Source organism: Vibrio sp. Isolate33 (assembly GCF_022397895.1).
Lineage (GTDB): Bacteria > Pseudomonadota > Gammaproteobacteria > Enterobacterales > Vibrionaceae > Vibrio > Vibrio pomeroyi.
Genome location: NZ_JAKEUP010000003.1, coordinates 133,660 through 156,502 on the forward strand (window position 1 = coordinate 133,660; position 22,843 = coordinate 156,502).

17 protein-coding genes are annotated in these 22,843 nt (G+C 45.2%); 11 read left to right on the top strand and 6 right to left on the bottom strand.

Translation table 11 applies throughout. The features are described 5' to 3' along the window. The first annotated feature begins 54 nt into the window (after positions 1-54). The 4 genes from L1D37_RS07295 (at position 55) to L1D37_RS07310 (ending at position 4,183) form a co-directional block, all read left to right on the top strand. On the top strand, positions 55-951 hold the full coding sequence (locus L1D37_RS07295) for a DMT family transporter (RefSeq protein ID WP_123283567.1): 897 nt from the start codon (positions 55-57) through the stop codon (positions 949-951). A 209-nt stretch (positions 952-1,160) separates the two neighbouring features. Continuing rightward, complete coding sequence (locus L1D37_RS07300) at positions 1,161-2,783, top strand: peptide ABC transporter substrate-binding protein (RefSeq protein WP_239847402.1); 1,623 nt, start codon at positions 1,161-1,163, stop codon at positions 2,781-2,783. Between the two features lie 385 nt (positions 2,784-3,168). After that, entirely contained in the window at positions 3,169-3,672 is a 504-nt protein-coding gene (locus L1D37_RS07305; RefSeq protein WP_008215795.1) for an acyl-CoA thioesterase, read from the top strand. 265 nt (positions 3,673-3,937) lie between these two features. Further along, positions 3,938-4,183: a hypothetical protein gene (locus tag L1D37_RS07310; protein ID WP_026084480.1), complete on the top strand. Its 246-nt coding sequence runs from the start codon at positions 3,938-3,940 to the stop codon at positions 4,181-4,183. Between the two features lie 638 nt (positions 4,184-4,821). Here L1D37_RS07310 and malG read toward each other — a convergent pair. From malG to malE, 3 genes are all read right to left on the bottom strand, one after another. Continuing rightward, positions 4,822-5,712 carry a maltose ABC transporter permease MalG gene (gene malG / locus L1D37_RS07315; RefSeq protein ID WP_017633186.1) on the bottom strand — a complete coding sequence of 297 codons (891 nt, stop codon included), beginning with the start codon at positions 5,710-5,712 and terminating at the stop codon, positions 4,822-4,824. A gap of 11 nt (positions 5,713-5,723) precedes the next feature. Then, positions 5,724-7,295: a maltose ABC transporter permease MalF gene (malF, locus tag L1D37_RS07320; RefSeq protein ID WP_239847403.1), complete on the bottom strand. Its 1,572-nt coding sequence runs from the start codon at positions 7,293-7,295 to the stop codon at positions 5,724-5,726. An 81-nt stretch (positions 7,296-7,376) separates the two neighbouring features. Continuing rightward, positions 7,377-8,561: a maltose/maltodextrin ABC transporter substrate-binding protein MalE gene (gene malE, locus L1D37_RS07325; protein ID WP_176679282.1), complete on the bottom strand. Its 1,185-nt coding sequence runs from the start codon at positions 8,559-8,561 to the stop codon at positions 7,377-7,379. A 664-nt stretch (positions 8,562-9,225) separates the two neighbouring features. Here malE and malK point away from each other — a divergent pair. Continuing rightward, positions 9,226-10,338, top strand: a complete 1,113-nt coding sequence (gene malK, locus L1D37_RS07330; RefSeq protein WP_017633183.1) for a maltose/maltodextrin ABC transporter ATP-binding protein MalK — start codon at positions 9,226-9,228, stop codon at positions 10,336-10,338. 242 nt (positions 10,339-10,580) lie between these two features. Here the strand turns inward: malK and L1D37_RS07335 are convergent, their stop codons facing one another. Together L1D37_RS07335 and L1D37_RS07340 are read right to left on the bottom strand one after the other, a co-directional pair. Beyond that, positions 10,581-10,781 (bottom strand): hypothetical protein, encoded by a 201-nt coding sequence (locus L1D37_RS07335; RefSeq protein ID WP_017057910.1) that lies wholly within the window; start codon positions 10,779-10,781, stop codon positions 10,581-10,583. A gap of 224 nt (positions 10,782-11,005) precedes the next feature. Continuing rightward, positions 11,006-12,922, bottom strand: coding sequence for a methyl-accepting chemotaxis protein (locus tag L1D37_RS07340; RefSeq protein WP_239847404.1), 1,917 nt, complete (start codon positions 12,920-12,922; stop codon positions 11,006-11,008). Between the two features lie 459 nt (positions 12,923-13,381). On the opposite strand from L1D37_RS07340, the gene L1D37_RS07345 reads away from it, so the two are divergent. The 6 genes from L1D37_RS07345 to L1D37_RS07370 are packed head-to-tail and all read left to right on the top strand — an operon-like array spanning position 13,382 to position 20,339. Further along, positions 13,382-14,338: a MoxR family ATPase gene (locus L1D37_RS07345; RefSeq protein WP_239847405.1), complete on the top strand. Its 957-nt coding sequence runs from the start codon at positions 13,382-13,384 to the stop codon at positions 14,336-14,338. A 10-nt stretch (positions 14,339-14,348) separates the two neighbouring features. Then, on the top strand, positions 14,349-15,275 hold the full coding sequence (locus tag L1D37_RS07350) for a DUF58 domain-containing protein (protein ID WP_239847406.1): 927 nt from the start codon (positions 14,349-14,351) through the stop codon (positions 15,273-15,275). Further along, positions 15,272-15,757 (top strand): DUF4381 domain-containing protein, encoded by a 486-nt coding sequence (locus L1D37_RS07355; protein WP_239847407.1) that lies wholly within the window; start codon positions 15,272-15,274, stop codon positions 15,755-15,757. The genes L1D37_RS07350 and L1D37_RS07355 overlap by 4 nt, the downstream gene beginning before the upstream one ends. Further along, positions 15,699-16,742, top strand: coding sequence for a VWA domain-containing protein (locus L1D37_RS07360; protein ID WP_239847408.1), 1,044 nt, complete (start codon positions 15,699-15,701; stop codon positions 16,740-16,742). Before L1D37_RS07355 ends, L1D37_RS07360 begins: the two co-directional genes overlap by 59 nt. Beyond that, complete coding sequence (locus L1D37_RS07365; protein WP_239847409.1) at positions 16,735-18,657, top strand: VWA domain-containing protein; 1,923 nt, start codon at positions 16,735-16,737, stop codon at positions 18,655-18,657. Before L1D37_RS07360 ends, L1D37_RS07365 begins: the two co-directional genes overlap by 8 nt. Positions 18,658-18,659: 2 nt before the next feature. Next, positions 18,660-20,339: a BatD family protein gene (locus L1D37_RS07370; protein ID WP_239847410.1), complete on the top strand. Its 1,680-nt coding sequence runs from the start codon at positions 18,660-18,662 to the stop codon at positions 20,337-20,339. 104 nt (positions 20,340-20,443) lie between these two features. Here L1D37_RS07370 and L1D37_RS07375 read toward each other — a convergent pair whose 3' ends face one another. After that, positions 20,444-22,588, bottom strand: coding sequence for a GGDEF domain-containing protein (locus tag L1D37_RS07375; RefSeq protein WP_239847411.1), 2,145 nt, complete (start codon positions 22,586-22,588; stop codon positions 20,444-20,446). Positions 22,589-22,843 lie beyond the last annotated feature (255 nt).

Genomic DNA, 22,843 nt, shown 5'->3' on the forward strand with positions numbered 1-22,843 from the left:
TAACGACCTGTCAAACTAGCCGCATCAACTCATTTGCGACGGAAACCACACCACATGCATTATCTTTTACCATTTTTCACAGTCTGTATCTGGGGTGCTAATGCGATCGTCAATAAGCTGGCCGCAAGCACCATCGAACCGAGCGCGATGAGTTTTTACCGTTGGTTCATTGCAATGTTAATCCTAACACCTTTCTGTATCCGCTCTGTTATCAAGCAGTGGCCAATCATTAAACCTAACTTGTCGAAATTGGCTTTCCTTGGCTTTTTGGGCATGGTGTTAAACCAATCATTGGGTTACTACGCCGGCCTAACTACAACGGCTTCTAACATGGCATTGATCACTTCATTAGTGCCGTTGATCAGCGTGTTCCTGAGCGTTCCACTGCTCAACAAGTCGATTTCTAGCTTAAGTATTGTCGGCGGTGTGTTGTCTCTGTCTGGATTAGCCCTAATGCTTGGTAAAGGTGACCCGCTATTCTTTATTCATCAAGAATTGACTCAAGGCGATGGTTACATGTTAATCGCGGCATTTGTTTATGCCTCTTACTGTGTGCTGTTGAAACGTTGGAAAATGCCAATCAGTAACTGGGTGGTGATCTACATGCAAGGGATGTTCGCTGTCGCAATGTTGGCACCACTTTGGCTAACCAGCGACCAACTTATTCCTTCGCAACAAGCGATTCCTTTAATTGCGTACGCGGCGGTTGCGGCTTCTATTTTAGCGCCTTGGATGTGGGTAAAAGCGATTGATACCATTGGTGCCGATTCCAGTGCAATGTTCATGAACTTGCTGCCTGTTGTGGCGATTGTGTTGGCTGCAACTTGGCTAGGTGAAGAGATTAACCAGTTCCATATCATTGGTGGTGTGATGGTGATTTCAGGCGTTATCCTTGCTCAAATTAAACGAAAACCAAGGCTTGAAGCGCCCCTGCCTCAGCAAGCTAACTGAACTTCGCTTGGGTTAGATTAGAGTAAATTACTTAGACGACCAATAATGCGCTCATCAACCTTTCACCACAATGCCTGCTTTATCGCAGGCATTTTTATTTTGTTCACAACACTTTCAAATTCCTTTAATACGCACTTACTGTTGTTGCAACCAACGACCGACTCATGTTTAATGCATCGAGTACTGTTTAAGTTGTAAAAGGAATTACAATGCCCCAACCAACGCTACCTGTGATCATATCGTCACTGCTGGCTTTAACGTCTGCTTCAAGCTTCGCTACCTCTATTACTAACGATACTCCGCTAGCTGAAGAACAACACTTTGTTCGTGGTAATGGCGCAGAACCCAATACTCTCGACCCAAGTTTCGTCAATTCAGGCATGCCAGGAGACATCATCGTCAATGACATGTTTGAAGGCTTCGTGATCGAAAACAGTGATGGGCAGATCATTCCAGGACAAGCTGAAAGTTGGACGTTCAGCAACGGCGGTAAGACGGTTACGTTCGTTTTGAAAAGCGGCCTTAAGTGGTCGAATGGCGAACCAGTCACCGCATCAGACTTTGTGTTTGGTTGGCAGCGTGCCGTGTCTCCGAAAACGGGCAACAACACCGGATTTGTGTTCTCGACAGCAAATATCGTCAACGCCAGCGAGATTCTTGCAGGGGATAAAGATCCATCAGAGCTTGGTATTAAAGCGCTAGACGATCGCACGGTGGAGATCTCGCTTTCAAAGCCTACGCCCTATTTCATGAGTTTAATGAGTATCAAGACCTTCTTCCCTCTACCTTCTAAGTTGGTTGAAGAGAAGGGAGACCAATGGACTCGCGCCGAAAATATCGCAACCAACGGCGCTTACACACTCAGCAAATGGGTACCCAATGAATACGTCGAAGTCACCAGAAACCCAAATTACTGGGATAACACTTCAACCGTCATCAATAAGGTGACCTACCTAGGTTTATCCTCTCAAAACGCAGAGCTGATTCGTTATCAGTCTGGTGAGATTGATATGACGAACCGCGTTCAACTTGAGTATTACCAAAAGCTTGTCAAAGAGAGCCCTGAACAGATTAAGGCGCAAGCGTTATTAGGATCGTATGTTTATTCGTTCAATACTCGCCAAGCTCCGTTTGATGATGTCAAAGTTCGACAAGCACTGAGTATGGCGGTCGACCGAGACATTTTGGTCGATAAAGTAACAGGCCAAGGCGAACCTCAAGCTTACAGCGTGACACCTAACAATATCCCGAACTACACGGCGCCTAAGTCTTTATTCGAAGCGCTTGATAGCTCACAACGCCAAGTAAAGGCCAAACAGTTACTCGAAGAAGCTGGGTACAACAAAGAGAACCCACTTACATTCACACTCACCTATAACACTAGCGAAAACCACAAAAAGATCGCCATCGCGATTGCATCGATGTGGAAACCACTTGGCGTGAAGGTAGAACTCGAGAATATGGAGTGGAAGGCGTATGTCGCAGCTAAAGGAGCGGGAGATTATCAGCTTGCTCGTTCATGGGCATTTGGTGACTACCCAGAGCCCTCTGCACTACTAGAAGCCTTTACATGTGGCCACACAGCTAACGAGAGTGGTTTCTGTAACACTGATTTTGATGAGCTGTTACAGAAAGCGAGCAAAACGGAAGATCAGGCTAATCGCTTTGCTTTATACCAGCATGCTGAATCACTACTTAACGAATCAGCAGCAGTTATGCCTTTATATCACTACAATCACACTCGATTAGTGCGAAATACACTCAAAGGCTTCCCTAACAATAATCCGAAAGGAAATATCTACGCGAAGGATCTATACTTCATAAAAGAGTAAAAGTGAGCTGAAGAATAAATAGTTTTAACTACCACTTTAGTGGTAATTGCGATAAAGTCACTTTAACTAAACCAAACAAGCAACGGTTAGTTGGCAAACAATAAAAGGTACCGACATGAGTACCTAAAGGCTTAGAAACACCTAGCATTACGCTAGGTGTTTTTTTTGCAATCGACTTTTTGTTCTAGCTTACTCTCGATTGTCTTTTCGTGTTTATCTCTCACCTTGAAACTCAATAACCATCAATGTTCATCGGTTCGTCATCCGTTTGAAAAAAATAGTCTTAACCGTGAGATTATCCGCTTTAATTTCTATCATCTTATGTATATTGTTATTAGCAAGTAACAAGCATGTTATGCAGCACAATAATAATGAAGGAAGATAGATGAGCAGTAACAATAGCCGACAAGATGGTAAACGAGACGTTACTCTGCGTTTTTTAGCTGAACCCGGGGATGTGAACTTTGGTGGTAAAGTTCATGGTGGCGCGGCAATGAAGTGGATCGATTTAGCTGCCTATGCTTGTTCTGCTGGGTGGAGTGGCAAATATTGCATTACGGCCTACGCTGGTGGTATTCGATTTGTTGCCCCAATCCATGTAGGCAACCTAGTAGAGGTAAGTGCGAAAGTCATCTATACCGGTTCGTCTTCTATGCACATTGCGATAGATGTACAAGCTAGCGACCCTAAAGAGTTGAATAACCGTCTAACCACTCACTGTATCGTGATTATGGTGGCGGTTGATGAAAACGGTAACCCAACTAAGGTGCCGGAATGGGTACCAGAAACACCAGAAGACATCGAATTGAGAGATTCCGCTATCCGCCTAATGAACATGCGAAAACAAATCGGCGAAGAGATGGAAGCGCACGTGAAGTACCTTAAATAGGTTTAGTCACTAGCCCTGCTTTGCAACCAAGTTCTTTCAATACCCACTATTTCAATGCCAAGCCGCCGCTTGGCATTTGTTTATCTAACGTTCTCAACCAACGGCGAAGCACTCAATACAGCTGATAGAGCGTGATACTCAGCCAAAGGTTGAAATGAATCGACACGAGTTCAAAGATTTATTTTGACTGTCATAAAGTCGTCATTTAGCTCTGATTAAATACCGCCAATCATAATGGATGTATTTGAATTTCCCGGAGCCACACTTGAGCGTCACACGCCCCACTCTTAGCGAATCTACACTGAACAATTTGAAGGCTGTTGAGTATCAATGGGTTAGAACCTTGTACGTCGAGGGCTACGACAGTAATGAAATTAATCACTACATCCAGACGTGCTTCGGCGGTGATCCAACGTTTGCGGATCTGTTTCGTCGTGTCGCACTCGATCAAGAAAGCATCTATGTGTTGTTACAACACTTGGGCTGTGCACCTTCAAGCAAAGAGTTCTAGCGACTAGAACTCATTATTCACATTCTATCGCTACCCATTCCAAGTTAATCCAGCCCAGCGTTTTGATTGTTACTCTTCAGATATAGCTCCAACACCATTCAATTAGTCTGAGTTATGACTCTTTAAAACTCACAGCCACATCCCGTTTCTATATGCACTTTCTGTGCAACTTCAGCACTTGTTGCATACAAATCATTGAAGTATCACGCATTGGATTATTAGCAATATATCAATAGATCAACAGCTCCTTATACTGAGTGTCTGATTTGTGAGACTCGTTCATGCCTTCAAGTAAGAGGAATGAGTCAAGAAAGGTTTAGGAGAGAAGTGACTCGAAGCTTTTAATATTAAAGCGGTTATCATCACAATAACGGTGATGGATACAAGAGTTGACGAGTAAAGCAGACACAAAGACAAAGCAAAAAGTAGCAGGCATAAAAAAACCCAAGTAAGTACCTGGGTTAGAGTTACAAAAACCACTAATCATTAATAGCGTAAGGAACCTGATTAGTAGCCAGCTATGCGTAACCTGAGGGTTATTTTTATTACTGATCGGCGGCCAAACCAAATGATGTAATAAAAATGCCAATATAGAGCGACCAAGAAGGTCGCTCTTTTTCTTTCTTATGAGATACAGCTTATCCTTTTACACCACCTGCCGTCAAACCGCCAACTAACCAACGTTGAGCAAGTAAGAACACGATAGTAATCGGAAGTGCTGAAAGTACAGCCGCTGCCGCAAAGTCACCCCATAGGTAGTTCTGAGGGTATAGGTATTGCTGCATACCTACTGCTAGTGTGTAAGAGTTCACATCGGTAAGTAGGATAGACGCTACTGGTACTTCACCTACTGTTGCAATGAACGACAGAATAAACACAACTGCTAGGATTGGCACAGACAATGGCAGTAGAACCAGTCTGAATGCTTGCCAAGGCGTTGCACCATCCAGTGCTGCAGCCTCTTCCAAAGAGTTATCAATCGTTTCAAAGTAGCCCTTAATCGTCCAAACGTGCAGTGCGATACCGCCTAGGTAAGAGAAGATCAGACCGCCATGCGTGTTCAAGCCTAAGAACGGGATGTATTGACCAAGTTTGTCAAACAACGCGTAGATAGCCACTAGAGCAAGTACCGCTGGGAACATTTGGAAAATCATCATCGCTTTCAGGATAGTTTCTTTACCCTTGAAGCGCATACGAGCAAATGCGTAAGCCGATGTCGTAGACAGCGCCACAATCAAGATAGACGTCACACCCGCCACTTTAACCGAGTTCCATAACCACGTTAAAACAGGGAATGGAGGTGGCGTTACCGAGCCATCTGCGTTCGTTACTGAAATACCTAGTGCGAGTTTCCAGTGCTCCAATGATGGATTGTCTGGAATCAAGCTACCTGTAGCGAAGTTACCTTCACGGAACGAGATTGCGATGATCATCAGAAGTGGGAAGATAATCATTGCCAAGAAGCACCACAACACTGCATGCGTTGCCCACACTCGGTATTTAAGGCCTTTACCTTGTACCATAGCCATTGTCGTGCTCCTTAATCTTGAGACAGTTTAGTGAAACGAAGGTTTAGTAACGCTAGTGCACCAACCAATAGGAAGATAAGCGTTGCGATTGCACTTGCTAGACCGAAGTCTTGACCGCCGCCGCCTTCGAATGCAATTCGGTACGTGTAGCTTACAAGCAAGTCTGTGTAACCCGCTGGCTCAGAAGTACCAATCATGTTCGGGCCACCGTTCGTCAATAGTTGAATCATTACGAAGTTGTTGAAGTTAAAGGCAAACGCTGCAATCAGTAGCGGTGTAAGCGGTTTAATCATCAATGGGAATGTGATGCGCTTGAAGTTATCAAGGAAGTTCGCACCGTCAATTGCTGACGCTTCGTATAAGTCATCAGGAATCGCTTTCAGCAAGCCCATACATAGGATCATCATGTAAGGGAAACCTAGCCATGTGTTAACAATCAACACCATGGTTTTCGCAAGGATTGGATCTGAGAACCAGTTCGGGCTTAAGCCGAAGATATTCTCGAGCACCATGTTGATCTCACCAAAGCTCTGGTTGAATAAACCCTTAAAGATAAGAATCGAGATAAACGCTGGTACTGCGTAAGGCAGAATCAGTAGAACACGATAAATAGAGCGGCCTTTCAATTCTTCCCACTGTACGATGTTCGCCAGTACAAGACCGATGACAAGTGTGAACACTACGGTACATACAGAGAAGATAACCGTCCAAATAAAGATGCTGATGAAAGGTTCTTTGATGCCTTCATCTTTCCACACACGTTCAAAGTTATGTGTACCAATGCTAACAACGAAGCCCGGAGAGATTGTGTTACCTGTAAACTCACCATTGGCATCAACAGGTTGGTAGAAACCTAACTCCATATTTGGCTTAAGAACATCACCCGTTTCGTTGTTGATTAACGTTTCGTCATCATCCTGAAGGGTGTAAAGCGGAGCAACAGAAGCAAACTTACGTAAGCCACTCATGCGGATGTCACCACCGTCCGGTAGATTGAAGTCAACACCACTGATCGCCGCTCGGTTTTGGATGATCGCTTTGATCTTCTCTTTTTGACCTTGCGTAGACTCGATTGCAGATAGGTCCATTTCTGTCGCTGTCATATTGTCTAAAGAAAATACGTCAGTCGCTAATAGTTGGTCGCCATCTTTAACCACGATCTGGTGACCGTCGTCTGTCTTGTACAAAGTGAATGGGTAGCTATCACCACTTTGGAAAGTGCGGTCTAAAAGAACGGTTTGAGTACGTTCTAGAGAAAGCTGGTTTTTTGCGCTGTAGTTTGTAAACGCAAGCCCTACGGTGTATGCCAATGGGAAAAGAATGAATAAGATCATTCCGGCAATACCTGGGTAAATATAACGGTGGGCGTAAGTTTTCTTACTACCAAAAATGTAAAGTGCCAAAGCCGTTAAGATCACTGTAAGCAACGCAAAAGCGAGCTCACCGCGAGAATACATTAGAATTGTAGCGTAGCCGTTAATTAAGCCAACGCTACCAAGCAACCCCCATTTGATGAAGACGCTTTTACTGCCTGGAAGGCTTGTTGGTGCTGGGATAGCATCTGTACCTTGAACTGACTGCATAGAGGAACCTGCTAGCGATATAGATAAAAAATAGAAAAGTAAGGAGAGGTTGCCCTCTCCTTAAAAGGTAGTGCTTGGTTGTTACTTAGTCATACGACCTTCAGCAGCTTTTAGTGCTTGGTCTACTGATTGACGGCCGTCAACTACGTTGCCGATCGCTTCTTCCATGCTGTACCAGAACGTTGTGAACTGAGGGATGTTAGGCATGATTTCGCCGTTCATCGCGTTGTCCATTGTTGCTGCAATACGAGTATCGCTGTCTAGTTGACGTTGGAAAGAGTTAAGAGCAACAGCGCCTAGTGGCTTGTCGTCATTCAGGCTCTTCATACCTTCATCAGTTAGTAGGTAGTTTTCCATGAACTCAACAGCTAGGTCGCGGTTTGGAGAAGCCGTGCTGATACCACCAGCCCATACACCAACGAAAGGTTTAGACGCTTTACCGTTGAACTTAGGTAGCGTTGTTACACCGTAGTCTACGCCAGCTTTCTTGATGTTTTCCCAACCCCAAGGGCCGTTGATTGTCATTGCAACGTTACCTGCAACGAATTCAGACTCAGCTACTGAGTAATCCATGTCTGCAGAGATAACTTTGTCTTGTACCATCTTCTCGATGAAACCTAGAGACTTCTGAACACCGTCAGTCGCTACGCCCGCATCTTTAATGTCGTAACCTTCTGCAGTCTGCTTGAATGCGTAACCGCCGTCAGCTGCAAGTAGAGGCCATGTGAAGTAAGCGCCGCCACGTAGAGGCCACATGATCGCTTTCTTGCCGTCTTTTTGAAGTTCAGCGTTAAGTGCTGGGATTTCTTCCCAAGACTTAGGTGGGTTAGGAACAAGTGCTTTGTTGTAAATTAGAGAAACTGACTCAACGGCAACAGGGTATGCGATTGTTTTACCTTCGTAAGAAACAGCGTCCCATGCGAAGTCTACGATACCTTCTTTAGTCTCTTTAGAAGGTTTGATATCTACAAGAAGACCCGCTTCTGCATAGCCGCCAAAACGGTCGTGTGCGTAGAAGATCATATCTGGGCCGTCGCCCGCTGCTGCTACTTGAGGGAATTTCTCTTCTAGCTTGTCAGGGAAAGCAACTGTTACTTTAACACCAGTATCTTCTTCGAAGCGTTTACCTACTTCAGCCATGCCTTCATAAGCTTTGTCACCACCTACCCAGATTGTTAGTTGTCCTTCTTCGATAGCAGCGTTTGCACCAAAAGAACCCAGAGCAACCAATGTACCTAGAGCTACAGCGCTTAGAGCGTTTTTCATGTGAATATCCTTTTTATATTTATACGTAGGGCACATCTACCAAGACGAGCCAGTTTTCGGAGGTTATGATCTGAGAAAACAGACCCTAGCTCATCATCCTAGCCACTACGCCCTAGCTATTATGGCTTAAATTCGTGATCGCCATCCGGTCAGATTAGAGACTAGAATCACAAAACACATACTCATCGTGATCAACATCACCGTTATGTGGTGGATTTATTTGAACTGGATCGCCAATTATTATTAACCCCCTATATCTACTCATCCCCTCCTACTCCCCCTAGTTAATTTTCTATTAGGAGGATGTACCCTTCCGCCAATTCACGGAAACTGCATTCATCCAAGAGTGGATAGTAAGAACCCTTTACCAGCAAGTGTCGTGTGTAACCACATTGTTCATTAAGCTGGCTTCACTGCCCGCTGTTGTCTTTATTAAGCATCGAGCTAAATCTGTGATTGAATCACGGGGGAGGTTTAGCTGGATGTGGGGGAAATAGGCACCAGTTTGGCTATGACGGGTGGGCTTGGTTACAGAATCCAAGTCTCACCCACTTTTTTCTTACTCACTCAATACTTACCAATTCCTACAGTTACTGCTGACCCAAAAATTTCTTATAATGATAAGCAGTAAAACTTAAAATTTGATCGATCGAGGACAAGCTAGATGGCGAGTGTCACGTTAAAAAACGTTTATAAATCATATGGTGATGTACAGATTTCTAAGGACGTAACCTTAGACATCAACGAAGGTGAATTCGTAGTATTCGTTGGACCATCAGGTTGTGGTAAATCGACGCTATTACGTTGTATCGCAGGTCTAGAAGACATTACGTCTGGTGATTTGTACATTGGCGACCAACGCATGAACGACGTTGAGCCATCAAAGCGTGGCGTAGGTATGGTATTCCAATCTTACGCGCTTTACCCTCACCTGAACCTTTACGACAACATGTCTTTTGGTCTTAAGCTAGCGAACGCTGATAAAGCTGAGATTGATAAGCGTGTTGAGCATGCCGCTGAAATCCTTCAGCTTGGTCACTTACTAGAGCGTCAACCAAAAGCACTTTCTGGCGGTCAACGTCAACGTGTTGCCATTGGTCGTACTCTGGTTTCTCAACCAAACGTATTCCTGCTAGATGAGCCGCTATCTAACCTAGATGCTGCGCTTCGTGTTCAAATGCGTTCACAAATCACTAAGCTACAACGTCAACTTGGTTGCACCATGATCTACGTTACCCATGACCAAGTGGAAGCGATGACAATGGCTGATAAGATTGTTGTACTTGATGGCGGTTACGTATCTCAAGTAGGTAAGCCACTTGACCTATACCACTACCCTCAAAACCGTTTCGTTGCTGGCTTTATTGGCTCGCCGAAGATGAACTTTATGTCTGTACACATTGAACAGGCTGAAGCAGAACGCGTATTGGTTCAGCTTTCAAACGGCATGACTTTCTGGATCCCTGTTGATGGTACAACCGTTAACGTTGGCGACCGTATGTCTCTAGGTGTTCGCCCTGAGCACTTGATGTCTGCTGAAGCAGGTGATGCAACGATTGAAGGCGAAGTAATGATCGTCGAGAAGCTAGGTAATGAAACTCAAGTTTACCTAAACCTTGAAAGCGCAGATGCTGACGTTATCTACCGTCAACCAGACACGCTAACGGTTGAACCTGGCGACAAACTAGCGATTGGCATTCCAGCGCACCGTTGTCACTTGTTCCACAGCGATGGCCGAGCATGTCGTCGTCTATACAAAGAGTACGGTACTGATTAATCGATTCGCTGTTAGTCGATAACTGTCCAAATTCAATCCCTCTTACGTTGTAAGGGGGATTTTTCTTTCTGTTAGGTCTTAATCAGTAACACGCATTACTTTCAATGGCACATTATCGACAGAAAATAAAAAAGGCCTAGCATGCGCTAGACCTTTATCTGTTCAGTTAGAGCCTCGGCTCAACCAATCACTTCAAACTGTCACTCAAAACCATTACTTAAAAGAGAGGACGTGTCTCAAGCTTAGTGGATTGGTGTATCACTTTTTTTGTTGAACTGGCCAAAATGCTTTTCCAACACTTCTGGAGTCAGTTTGCCTTCCGCTTCTAGTCGCTTAAATTCAGCAACGATCGCTTTTTGCTCTTCAAGTGATGGCAGTTTTACCTCTGGCTCATCGCCCATCTCTTGAGTCATCTGCTCTAGTTCTTTTTCAAAATCGCTCATGATACTTACCTAAATATTAAACCTAGTCAGATTTTACTCATTTACGCCCTGTGATGCTAGGGTGATTGAGTTTAAAGCCCGAAACCAGATCAAGCTAAGGTCAGTTAGAAGAAAATAAAACCACAAAACAAAAAGAGCTGGATTCACGATTAAATGAATCCAGCTCTTAGTCGATGTAACCATCTAAGCCATTCTATGGCCTAAGGTATTCAGGCTTAAAGATATTAAAGCTTGAATGAACCAACCATCTTATCTAGACGAGAAGAAAGGTCGCGAAGCTCTTGGCTTGCTTCTGCAAGCTGCTCAGCCGTGCCGGTCGTAACTTCGTTGATTGCGTTGATCTCTTCAATGTTCTGGTTGATGGTGTGAACCACGGTCGATTGCTCTTCCGTTGCCGTTGCTACTTGAGTGTTACGGTCAGTAATATCAACGATACGATCTGAGATACCACCCAGTACGTCTACCGCTTCATCCGATGCAGACACACCCTCAAGGGTAATAACCTTACCTGCACTCATTGCCGTTACTGCATCTTTTGCATCACTTTGCAGTTGGTTGATCATCTTCTGAATCTCTTCCGTTGAATCTGCAGTGCGGCTTGCTAGGTTACGCACTTCATCTGCTACTACGGCAAAACCACGACCTTGTTCACCAGCACGTGCGGCTTCAATCGCGGCGTTCAGTGCAAGCAAGTTGGTTTGCTCTGAAATATCACGGATAACACCCAGAATAGAGCCAATGTCTTGCGTTGTTGAAGCGAGCTGCTCAACTACTTGGCCTGTACTTTCGATATCTTGAGCTAAACGGCTGATCGCGTCTTTCGCTTTATTCACAACAGAGCGTCCCACTTCAGTATTACCCGAAGCTTGCGTTGCTGTTTCTGCTGCTGTTGCCGCGTTTGATGCAATCTCACTGATGGTCATACCCATTTGGTTGATTGCCGCCACTACTTGAAGGGTTTGATCACGTTGCTCTTGGCTGTTGTCGTGGGTGATGTGCGCTTTGTTAGAAACGCTCTCTGCCGCCACTTGAAGGGCTTGGCTTGTAGAACATACCTCTTTCATCGACTCGTGGATCTTTTCAATGAATCCGTTGAAGCCTTTTGAAAGCTGTGCGATTTCATCATTGCCTTTCACTTCGATACGCTGCGCAAGATCACCGTCACCTTCACCAAGGTCACTGAAGCGCTTAGCCAATAACTTGATTGGCTGAGTGATGCTGTTCGCTAGTACTACGCCCATCAAGATAAATGCTAATGCCACAACCGCAGTCATGATCAGCATCTTTTGGGCTGTCTCATCTAACTCAGCAAACACTTCACCTGTTGGAACAACGCCAATAACGAACCAATCCATTGACGACACGTACAAACTTGCCACAAACAGTTCTTGGCCTTGGCTCTCTGTCGTGATCAGGTTGAAACCTGACTTATTCAGAAGTTGGCTTGATTGAGGGCCGTAAAGTTGTTGAAGAGAAGAATCACTGCGAGAACGCTCACGGTGAATCTGCACGTCACCTTGGCTGTCGGTTAAGAATACAAAACCAGTATTCTCAATTTTGAAGCCATTAAGAAGGCTCACCATGTCGTCCATCGATTTTGATAGACCAGACATCGCCAAACCAGAAGGCTGTTGGTAGTTAGCGAACATCTTCACTTCACCGTTGGCTTCTTGGAACATGCTCACCATGGTTGGCTGCCCAGATTGAGTAAAGCCAAAGAACCAACCATCTTGTTGTTGATTTAGCTGGCGTAGGAAACCATTTTGGTTCCAGTAATACGCCGTTTGACGGTTTGCTACTGAAGCATCATTTAAGTTGTATTGGTTACGCACATTATTCAGTTGTTTAACCAACTTACTCTCTAACGCTGGATCGCGATCTGTCGACTCGATTGCATCAGAAATAAATTCATTTGAAGCAATTTGCTCAGCAGCCAGCAATAACTGGGAAACTTCACGGTCAATCTCACCATTGATTCGCTCTAGCATTCCAGGAAGTTCAATATCGACCAATCGATGACTCAATACGTCTCGTGCTTGTTGCTGTGCCATCGCGCCAACAATAACCGTAGAGGCAAGAACCGCAAAAGTAATACCTAGTACTACCTTTTGCTTAATACTCAGAGAGTTAGTTTTAAACATATTTGGACCTTTTAAAAAGAATCGCTCGTTATTTGTGTACCCTGAACAGGACTTTTTTAGTGCACTCCAATCAGAAGTGGACAATCTAAGTTATGTATCGACCACAACCAATAAAACTAGAGACTTTTCTCTCAAAAACTTGCAAACATGATGTAACAACTGAATTAACTTAGTCGGATGTAACATCATCAAACTAAATATAGAGAGGCTTGATATTTGTTTTTGTTATCTGAGCATTGAGATTTCACCTAATTCTCACGAGCCCCCTCCTTTTGAGCTTTAGTATGTAAAAACCAGTTGATATGGTAAAAATCATAATCGAGTGGTGCTTTTATCTAACTACTTGTAAATCATTCCAAATTTGAAAAAATAAATTACGCAGATGTACTGGAACTTTTTGCTACGGATAAGTGACCAATACTCAAAATAAAAATCAAATGGATACCCAGAGAGTCCAAAATGCACAAAACAAATTTCGAAGTCCTTCAAAACTATTTAGAGTCTCAAATCATTGGTCAACAAGAGCTCGTTAAGCAGCTGATGATCGCGCTGTTGGCGGATGGTCATATCCTTGTTGAAGGACCTCCCGGCTTAGCAAAAACTCGCGCAGTAAAATCACTGGCTGATTGCGTTGAGGGGGACTTCCACCGCATTCAATTTACGCCTGACTTACTGCCTGCTGACTTAACAGGTACCGATATCTTCCGACCAGAGACCGGGGAGTTTACCTTTCAATCTGGCCCGATTTTCAACTCACTTATTTTAGCGGATGAGATCAACCGTGCTCCGGCGAAAGTACAAGCCGCGATGTTAGAAGCGATGGCTGAAAAGCAAGTCACTGCGGGTCGAAGAACCTATGCTCTACCTGAACTGTTTTTGGTGATGGCAACACAAAACCCTATTGAGCAAGAAGGCACATACCCACTGCCAGAGGCCCAGCTAGACCGTTTCTTGCTTCATCTGGAAGTTGAATACCCAGATATGGAGAGTGAACTTGAGATCCTGCGACTCAACCGTGGTGAAGCTCAAGGCAACGAATCGGTTCAGCCACAAGAGATATCTCAGCAAACGATTTTTGAAGCACGCCAAGAAGTACTCAATATTCATATGGCAGATACCATTGAGCAGTATATTATCAGACTGGTAATGGCGACTCGCCAACCTAAGCAGTACAGTGACCAACTTGACCAGTGGTTAGATATGGGTGTTAGTCCGCGTGCGACCATAGCTCTAGACCGCTGCGCTCGTGCACACGCTTGGCTTGCTGGCCGCGACTATGTCACTCCACAAGACGTTCAAGCGATGGCATTCCCTGTACTGCGTCACCGCCTACTTCGTAGCTACCACGCACAAGCTGAAGGTGTCACTGCAAACCAAGTGATCGCACACCTTATTTCACTGGTTGGTAGCGCATAGGAATACGCGCATGAATAATCAACTACCTAACCACAGTGACGGCGTAATGCTGAATCTGGATGAATTGCTGCAATACAAGGCGCAGTCTGTTCGATGGTTACCTCCGGCGAAGAGCCTCTGGTCTCAACTCAATGGTCAACATGAGAGCAACCGCAAAGGGCGCGGAATGAATTTCTCGGAAGTTCGTCAGTACCAAGCGGGCGATGACATTCGCAGCATTGATTGGCGCGTGACAGCTAGAACGGGCAAGACGCATACCAAGCTGTTCTCTGAAGAAAGAGAGCAGCCTGTCATTTTGTTCTTGGACCTATCAAGCAGCATGATTTTCGGCTCAACCTTATTGCTAAAGTCGGTTCAACTTGCGCACTTTGCTAGCCAATTGTGCTGGTTAACTGTGGCTCAAAAAGATCGAATTGGTGCTGTGATTGATACGGGCAAAGAGATCATTGAGATAAAACCTAGTGCAAGCAACCATGCTCCACTACGTATTTTGCAAAAAGTCATAGAAATCAATAACTCGGCACTGACTAATCACGACAATCATAGTGACACGACTTTAGAGCATGGACTGAAATCTCTGCACCAGCTTTGCCCTAAAGGAAGCGATATCATTATGCTCAGTGACTTTGTACGTTACCAAGAAAGTGATTACTCACTTATCAGTCAAATACGTCGACACAATAGAGTACGTCTGGTGCATTTTTACGACCCGTTAGAGCAAGGTCAAACGACCTATAAAGGCTCGAAACAAGTCACTGATGGCAGTAAAACACAGTGGTTCAACTTCTCCTCTAATAAAGAAAAGGAAAAGCTCAACCACGCCTTCTCGGCCAAGCAGCAACAGCTACAACAGATGGGATTATCTCTCGCGATACCCTATAGCTCGCTGTCGAGTGCGCAGCCATTGATGAGCCAGATATCAGGAGCTCAGTCATGAATCAGCCCTTAGATTTAAGCCCTGTTATTACGCCAGACGCACCAACATGGTGGCCTTTGGCGTGGGGTTGGTGGGCCGTAATTGTCACAGCCATTATCCTGATTGCCTTGGTGTTTTTCATTGTAGAACGCAGAAAAAACAATCAACAGGCGAAGCAAGAAGCGCTGTCTTACTTCAACAATAATCAGCCTTCAAAGCGCTTATCACCTAGCGAAGCACAACGCATCCTTCGTCAAGCAGCATTGAGCTACTTCCCACGTGAGAAAGTAGCAGGCCTAGCGGGTGATGATTGGTTAAAGTTCTTAGACGCACAACTAAAAAAGCCGTTGTTTATAGAAAAACAATCCCAGTGGCAACAGTCGCTCTATCAAGATCCAACTTCAATGAATGACGATCAGCGCAAGGTTCAACAGCAACTAGTTAATGACTGTGAAACTTGGATTCGCAAAGCCCTTCCTCCAAAGCGAGGTCGCTATGACTAACTTTTTAAACGCGAGCTTACTCAACATTGAGTTCGTTTGGTGGTGGATGTTTTTCCTAGCACCACTGCCGTTTCTCGTTTACTTGTTCTCACCTAAGGCGGAATCAAGTAGCGCCCTTAAGCTTCCATTTCTGCCAGAGGACAGTAATACCAAAACGCCAAGCACTCGCTTGCCAAAGGCGTTGTCCGTCATTATCTGGCTTTTACTGGTGACAGCACTCGCACGCCCCGTTTGGTATGGCGAACCGGTGGAGTTTCAACCGAAGCACCGTGATTTGATGTTGGTTGTCGACCTCTCCTACTCGATGAGCCAAGAGGATATGAAGTTCAATGGCGAATACATCGACCGCTTATCGGCAGTCAAACATGTATTGAGTGACTTTATTGAGCGCCGTAAAGGTGACCGAGTTGGATTGGTACTCTTTGCCGATCATGCGTATTTACAAACACCGCTGACGTTAGACAGAGACACACTGTCACAACAACTCAATCAAGCAGTACTGAGACTAATCGGTAATCAAACTGCAATTGGCGATGGCATTGGCCTTGCAACCAAAACCTTTGTTGATAGTGATGCACCTCAACGTGTGATGGTGCTACTCAGTGACGGTAGCAATACCGCTGGGGTATTAGACCCATTAGAGGCCGCAGACATTGCCAAGAAATACAACGCGACCATTTACACCGTCGGTGTTGGCGCAGGCGAAATGATGGTTAAAGAGTTCTTCATGACTCGTAAAGTGAATACTGCTCAAGACTTAGATGAACGCACACTAATGGAAATTGCGAAACGCACAGGCGGTCAATACTTCCGAGCGCGTGACAGTAAAGAGCTGGCGACGATTTACGACACCATCAATCAATTAGAACCCGTGACAAATGCCACCAAGGTTTGGCGACCACAACAAGAGTGGTTCGTATGGCCTTTGTCTGCGGCAATGTTCTTCGCATTTATGCTGTTAGCCATTAGGAGAAACAATGTCTAACTTTACTTTTATCTACCCATATTGGTTCTTGGCGCTTGCCGCATTGCCCGCGATTTGGTGGCTTAGCAAGAAGCAATCTAAGCAAGGGTTATTGGCGTCTCATATCGCTCGATACTTGGCGCCAGAATCAAGCAAGCCATCAAAAAGCCGCAGCACTTACTTTGGTATTTGGTGGTTAGTCGGTGTTATTGCTCTAGCAGGACCCAGCTTTCAAAACAATGAACAGCCGAGCTTTGAAAAAACGCAGGCGCGAGTTGTGATGATGGATATGTCGATGTCTCTATACGCAACCGACATAAAACCAAATCGCCTAACTCAAGCGCGATACAAAGCTCTTGATCTGCTTTCGTTGTGGAAAGAGGGTTTAACTGGAATGGTCGCGTACGCTGGCGATGCCTACACCATTAGCCCGCTAACGTCCGACATCAACACCATCAAGAGCCAAGTGCCGAACTTGTCTCCGGATATCATGCCTTACCAAGGCAGTAACGCGCCCGCTGCGGTTAAGCTTGCCATTGAGATGATGACTCGCGCGAAGATCTATCAAGGTGACTTGGTATTGATTGCTGATGACATAGATGACCAAGAGAAGAAAGAGATCAACTCGCTGCTATCTGGTAGCAATTGGACGCTATCCATTTTAGCGGTGGGTACTGAAAGTGGCGCGCCCATCTCTTTGCCAACAGGCTCAATGCTGCAGACTGATTCAGGGCAAACCGTGGTCGCGAGAACCCACTTAGAGAACATGCACGAGCTTACACGCAGTTATGGTGGCACGTTCACTGAGGTTCAATTTGATAACTCAGATGTTGAGCATATCGCAAGTTATCTCGACCGAGTTGCAACAACTTCTGAAGTGACCAAGACCAATAACTCACTCAACACCAGAGTCAACAATGGCTTTTGGCTTCTGCCGTTCCTATTACTCCCTGCACTTGGGCTGTTTCGGAAGGGGGGTATTTGGTGCGGATTAGCTGTAGCTTTGTCATTCAGCCAACCAAATACTGCGTTTGCGAATCCTTGGAAAACCGATGACCAAGTGGGTTATCAGCTTTATCAAAATGAAGACTTCCAACAGGCAGCTGAACAATTCAAACAACAAGAGTGGAAAGGCATCGCACAATACAAAGCGGGAGACTTCGAAGCTGCAGAGCAGACGCTACAAGGTTTGAATGGCGAAGATGCTCGCTACAACCTTGCAAATGCACAAGCTCAGCAAGGCAAGTACGATCAAGCGATAGAAGAGTATCAACACATTCTAGAAAACAACCCTGAGCACACCTATGCGAAGAAGAATCTAGAGATCGTCAAACAAGCCCAACAGCAACAGCAACAGCAACAGCAACAGCAACAGCAACAGCAACAGCAACAGCAACAGCAAGGCGATTCTGAATCCAAAGATCAAAAAGACCAAGACCAAGGTCAGCAAGGTCAGCAAGGTCAGCAAGGTCAGCAAGGTCAGCAAGGTCAGCAAGGTCAGCAAGGTCAGCAAAATGATTCTTCGCAGGACTCATCGGATCAACAGCAAAGTTCTGCAGACAATAAAAACTCCCAGAACCCAACAGACGACCAAGCTGAAAGTGCAAACCAAGGGCAAGCCAAAGACCAACCGGATGCAAATGCAGGCGAGCAAACAGCTCAGTCTAAGCAACCAATTAAAGCCGAGCAGTCAGAAGTTCAAGATGAATCAAAACCTCAAAGTGCGAGTGCACAACAAGCTTCAAGCGAAAAAGGTGAAGACGGTGCTCAACAAGCTGTAGCACAAACCTCAGGGCAGCCGCTATCGAGTGACCCAGATATGCGAAAGCTTGAGCAAGTAGAAAGCGCCCGTGACCCGAGCCAACTGCTTAAAGCACAAATGATTTTACAAGCACGACAAAAAAGTGCTCCTAACAACCAGAACAAAAAGTGGTAACCATGCGATTTCTTAACAAGCCATTTTTATCCATACTCCTAACGCTGCTGTTAGGAGCTTTCTCGTCCTTTTCGGCATTGGCGGCGACTGCCGTAGCGAGCGTTTCACAAAACAGTGTCACCAAAGATCAAGTATTCCTACTTAGAGTCGCTACCGATGAAAAGGTCTCTTCTGATGCTTTAGATCTAACGGCGATCCAGAAGGATTTCTATGTCAGTACACCAAGCTTTGGCACGTCGATGCGAATCGTCAATGGTAGCCGTTCAGTATCAAGTGAATGGAACATCAGCCTTGCGCCACTGCGTTTGGGCAAGGTTCAGATCCCTAGCTTCGATATTGAAGGGGCAAAAACCAAGCCAATCACCATCAATGTTACCGTTAATAAAGCTGCACCTACTCAACATGATATGGCTGAGTTCCAGCTTAATCTGAGTAAAGACTCGCTATATCCACAAGAAGTCGCTGAGCTTGATGTAAAACTCATCATTAAAGCTGACCCAAGAAGGTTGCAAGATCCTAAAATAGCGCCACCGAGCTCGCAGGGCTTAGACGTGGAACCTATTGGTGAATCGAAGCAATTTCAAGATGTCCTCAATGGACAAGAAGTGACGGTTGTTCAACAGTCTTTCCGTATATCTTCACAAAAATCTGGTCAGTTTAAGCTGAACGGACCGAAGCTGACTGGAGCCGTTGTCTACTCGACCAACAACTCCAGTACAACGCGCTTGTTCCAACTCGATACTCCCGTTGAAACCCTAAATGTAACCGTCAAAGAGGTGCCAAAAGGCTACCAAGGTGAGTGGTTACCAACATCGAACTTCAAGTTGATTCAAAAATGGTCAGATAGCCAAGGTAACGAGCTAACTAAAAACAATGGTTTGGAAAGCGACAACCAAACCATCGAAATGGAGGCGGGTGATTCGTTAACTCGTACCATGACTATGACGGCTAGCAACTTAACCCAACACCAACTGCCGAAGCTGAATATCACCTACCCTAAATCGGTTCGTGTTTATGAAGAGAAGCCGCAATTTGGTACCACACAGTCAGGCGATGCAGTGGTGGTTTACAAGCAGGTATTGATCCCGAAAGAGGCAGGAAACATCTCGCTTCCGGCTGTTTCTCAAGCTTGGTTCAACACTGATTCACAATCGGAGCAAATCAGTAAAGCACTTGGACTAGAGTTGGCGGTAAAGGCAAGTGACCGTGCGACATCTAGCACACCACCAGTCACAACACCGCCAGCCCAACAAGTCAGCCCGACGGTTGTGACGGTTGATAGCCCGGGGTTCTGGCCTTATCTGACCGCTCTGTTCGCTGTCTTATGGTTGATCAGCTCAGCAATGGCTTTCTACTTCTGGTCACGCCGCGGTGTAATGACAAAACCAACACACACTGTTAAACGTCAATCGGATACAGCAGAAGCGCTTATTGAAGCTCTAAAATCGAAAGATGGCGTGATGACCAGAACCTTATTTGAGCAATGGAAAGCTGAAAACCCAGACTTGAGTGATGAGACGTTAGAAGTCGTTGAAGCTGAGCTAGGCAAGCTAAACCAAAACCTTTATGGTGAAGCTAGCTCGACAACCTCATCATGGGACCCTTCTGAGGCAATCAAAGCAATTAAGAAGCCAAAGCGAGTCTCTAGCAAAACGCCTAAAAGCTCACTAGAAACGCTTTAATTCAGCCGAAAAACTTTAATTTGGCGAAAAAAGAAGCCGTGATGACCACATTGTGAGCATCACGGCTTCTTTCGTTTTTACGCTAAGAAGAAACAGGTACCAGACTAAGAGATTGAAACTGCGACTTTTTTTCGCTTCAAGGCTGAGACTATTCTATTTCGCCCTGAATCTTTAGCTTGATACAAGGCCTTATCCGCCTTGCCGTAAAGCAGGTCAAAATCAAATTGGTGCTGATCAGAAGTTATCGAGGCATACCCGACTGATGCGGTTAGATATGGGCTAGTGCTACTTTCACAGTGCAGGATTTTCGCCTCTTCAATGCACTTTCTAATCGATTCTGCACGCTGCTTCGTTTCAGAATGATTAGTGCCGATCATCAACAACATGAACTCTTCTCCGCCAATACGACAGAAGGTTTCCTTATCACTATGAACATGTGCATTAAGTATCTTGCCGATGGTTCGTAAAGCCGCATCACCTTCAGTATGACCATAAACACTGTTGTACAAACCAAAATGATCCAAGTCGACCAAAATTAACCCAAATGTAATTTCATGTTGTGTGGCAAAGGCACCTTGATCGTCGCAGTTCAAATCTTCTAGAACCTGCGACAACATACGACGGTTTCCAAGGCGTGTCAGAGGGTCTAATTTAGAAATAATATCCAATTGCTCATTCGCCAACTCTAGCTCTTGAGTGCGCTTACTGACCTCCTGCTCCAGAGTTTCATTGAGCTTCTTCAACTCCTCTTGAGCCATGGTTCTTTGCAGCACCTCAGCGAGGCTTGAAGCAAAAATACGGATTACTTCACGCAGCTGTGAGGTTAATGGGCTACGAGTTAACAGGTTATCGGCTGCAATAAACGCAATCGGCTCACCCGTGTTTGTGGTGAGCATGGTCATTGCCGTCCAACCGACGCCAACAATATTAAAATCGTGATAAATAGGGACTGATTCTTCAAACGCCACTTGGTTAGGGCAAGCACGCGCTGCGGCTACGATGTCACGTTCCACCAGCTCAGAGCGATAATAAGACTCATCGACTATGTCGCCTTTAATATCAGTACCCCATGTGCCTTGCATGTAGCTACAGTTTTTATCAGTGAGGAACACCGCTAATCGATCAATGCCTAAATGCTGAATAGCAAAACTGACCGCGGACTTACAGACTTCACTGACGCTGTCGCAGCGAGACAGCTCAACCATACTCGAGTGCAGCATACGTATGTTCTGCTCTTGACGCTTACGGATGTAGATCTGAGAAAGCAGAGAACCAAAAGACTCAAGCATCTGCTTTTGATAATTGGTAATCGGGGAACGATGAATGTAGTTATCCATGGCGATCCAGCCGACAGGTTTGTCCCCTTCGCGCAAGATAAGCATACCGTTCCAGCCTTGCCCAACGACCTTCCCTTCTGTGTATAGGGGCGCGTTCTCTATAATGACGAGATTGTTATGATTATCGGACAATGCCTCAATGTACTCGGCTTCAAGTTGATGCAAGTCGTATTGAGTATGATGCTCGCTATTTGTCTTGCCCGCTTCGTCAGTGCCATAGGTACCACTGAAACAGCGCTTCTTCATATCGAGCAACATGAAGATCGCACGATCAAAACCCAAACGGTCACGGACAGCTTCAACCGAAGCCTTGTACAAGGCATCCAGAGATTCAGGGTTAGAAAGCTCTAACGCGACTTGATGAACCAGTTTCATGTTCTCAACAAACAGCTCTCGTAGCTTTATCTCATCAAGGTACTGTGCTTCGCGTGTGTCTCGGTGCTTTATCTCAAGGGCCGCATTCTTTTCGGCACGAATACATTGCCAACGAGCAGCCGCGAGCTGTAAAACATCAAGTTCTTGGTCGAAGGTTTGATTAACCTTCTCAGCATTGCAATTTTGAACAATTAAATAAGTTCTACAGGCAGGCGCGTTGTCGAGCATCATGATAAACGACTCCCCACCCAGCACTTTCATGTGTTCCCAATTACAGGTATTGATTGCCATAGGTAACACGCCGTCTGCGGTATCGAACTGTGAAACCCAAGGCCAAAATGTAGAAGGGTAATTCTCAAGAGAGGTTAATTCGCCATGACAAAACAAGGGTAACGAATCACTTTCCGGAATTGGCTCAGCAAATATCCCAACCCCTTTAGGGTCAAGCATCTTAGCCAAGTAATCGAAAAGAGACTCTGCCAACAAACGGTGATCGCGCGTAGCAGATATTTGTTTTGCAAAGGCTTTTACAGGCACAGCTTCCGTCCATTGGCTATTGAGAATACAGCAAAAATACAGAAGCCTTGATATGCAATCAATGTAACTAAAAATGAGATGTTAAGCGGGTCGCAATTTCACTTTTTACATTATCACAAGCATGAGAAGGACTACAAAAATGGGACTTCCTGCCCAAAATTTCATCGACATTGGGACTTTTTTAAAGGCATAAAAAAGCCCCACCTAAAGTGGGGCAAAACTTCCATCGCTTATAGTTATAGTGATAATTCTGTC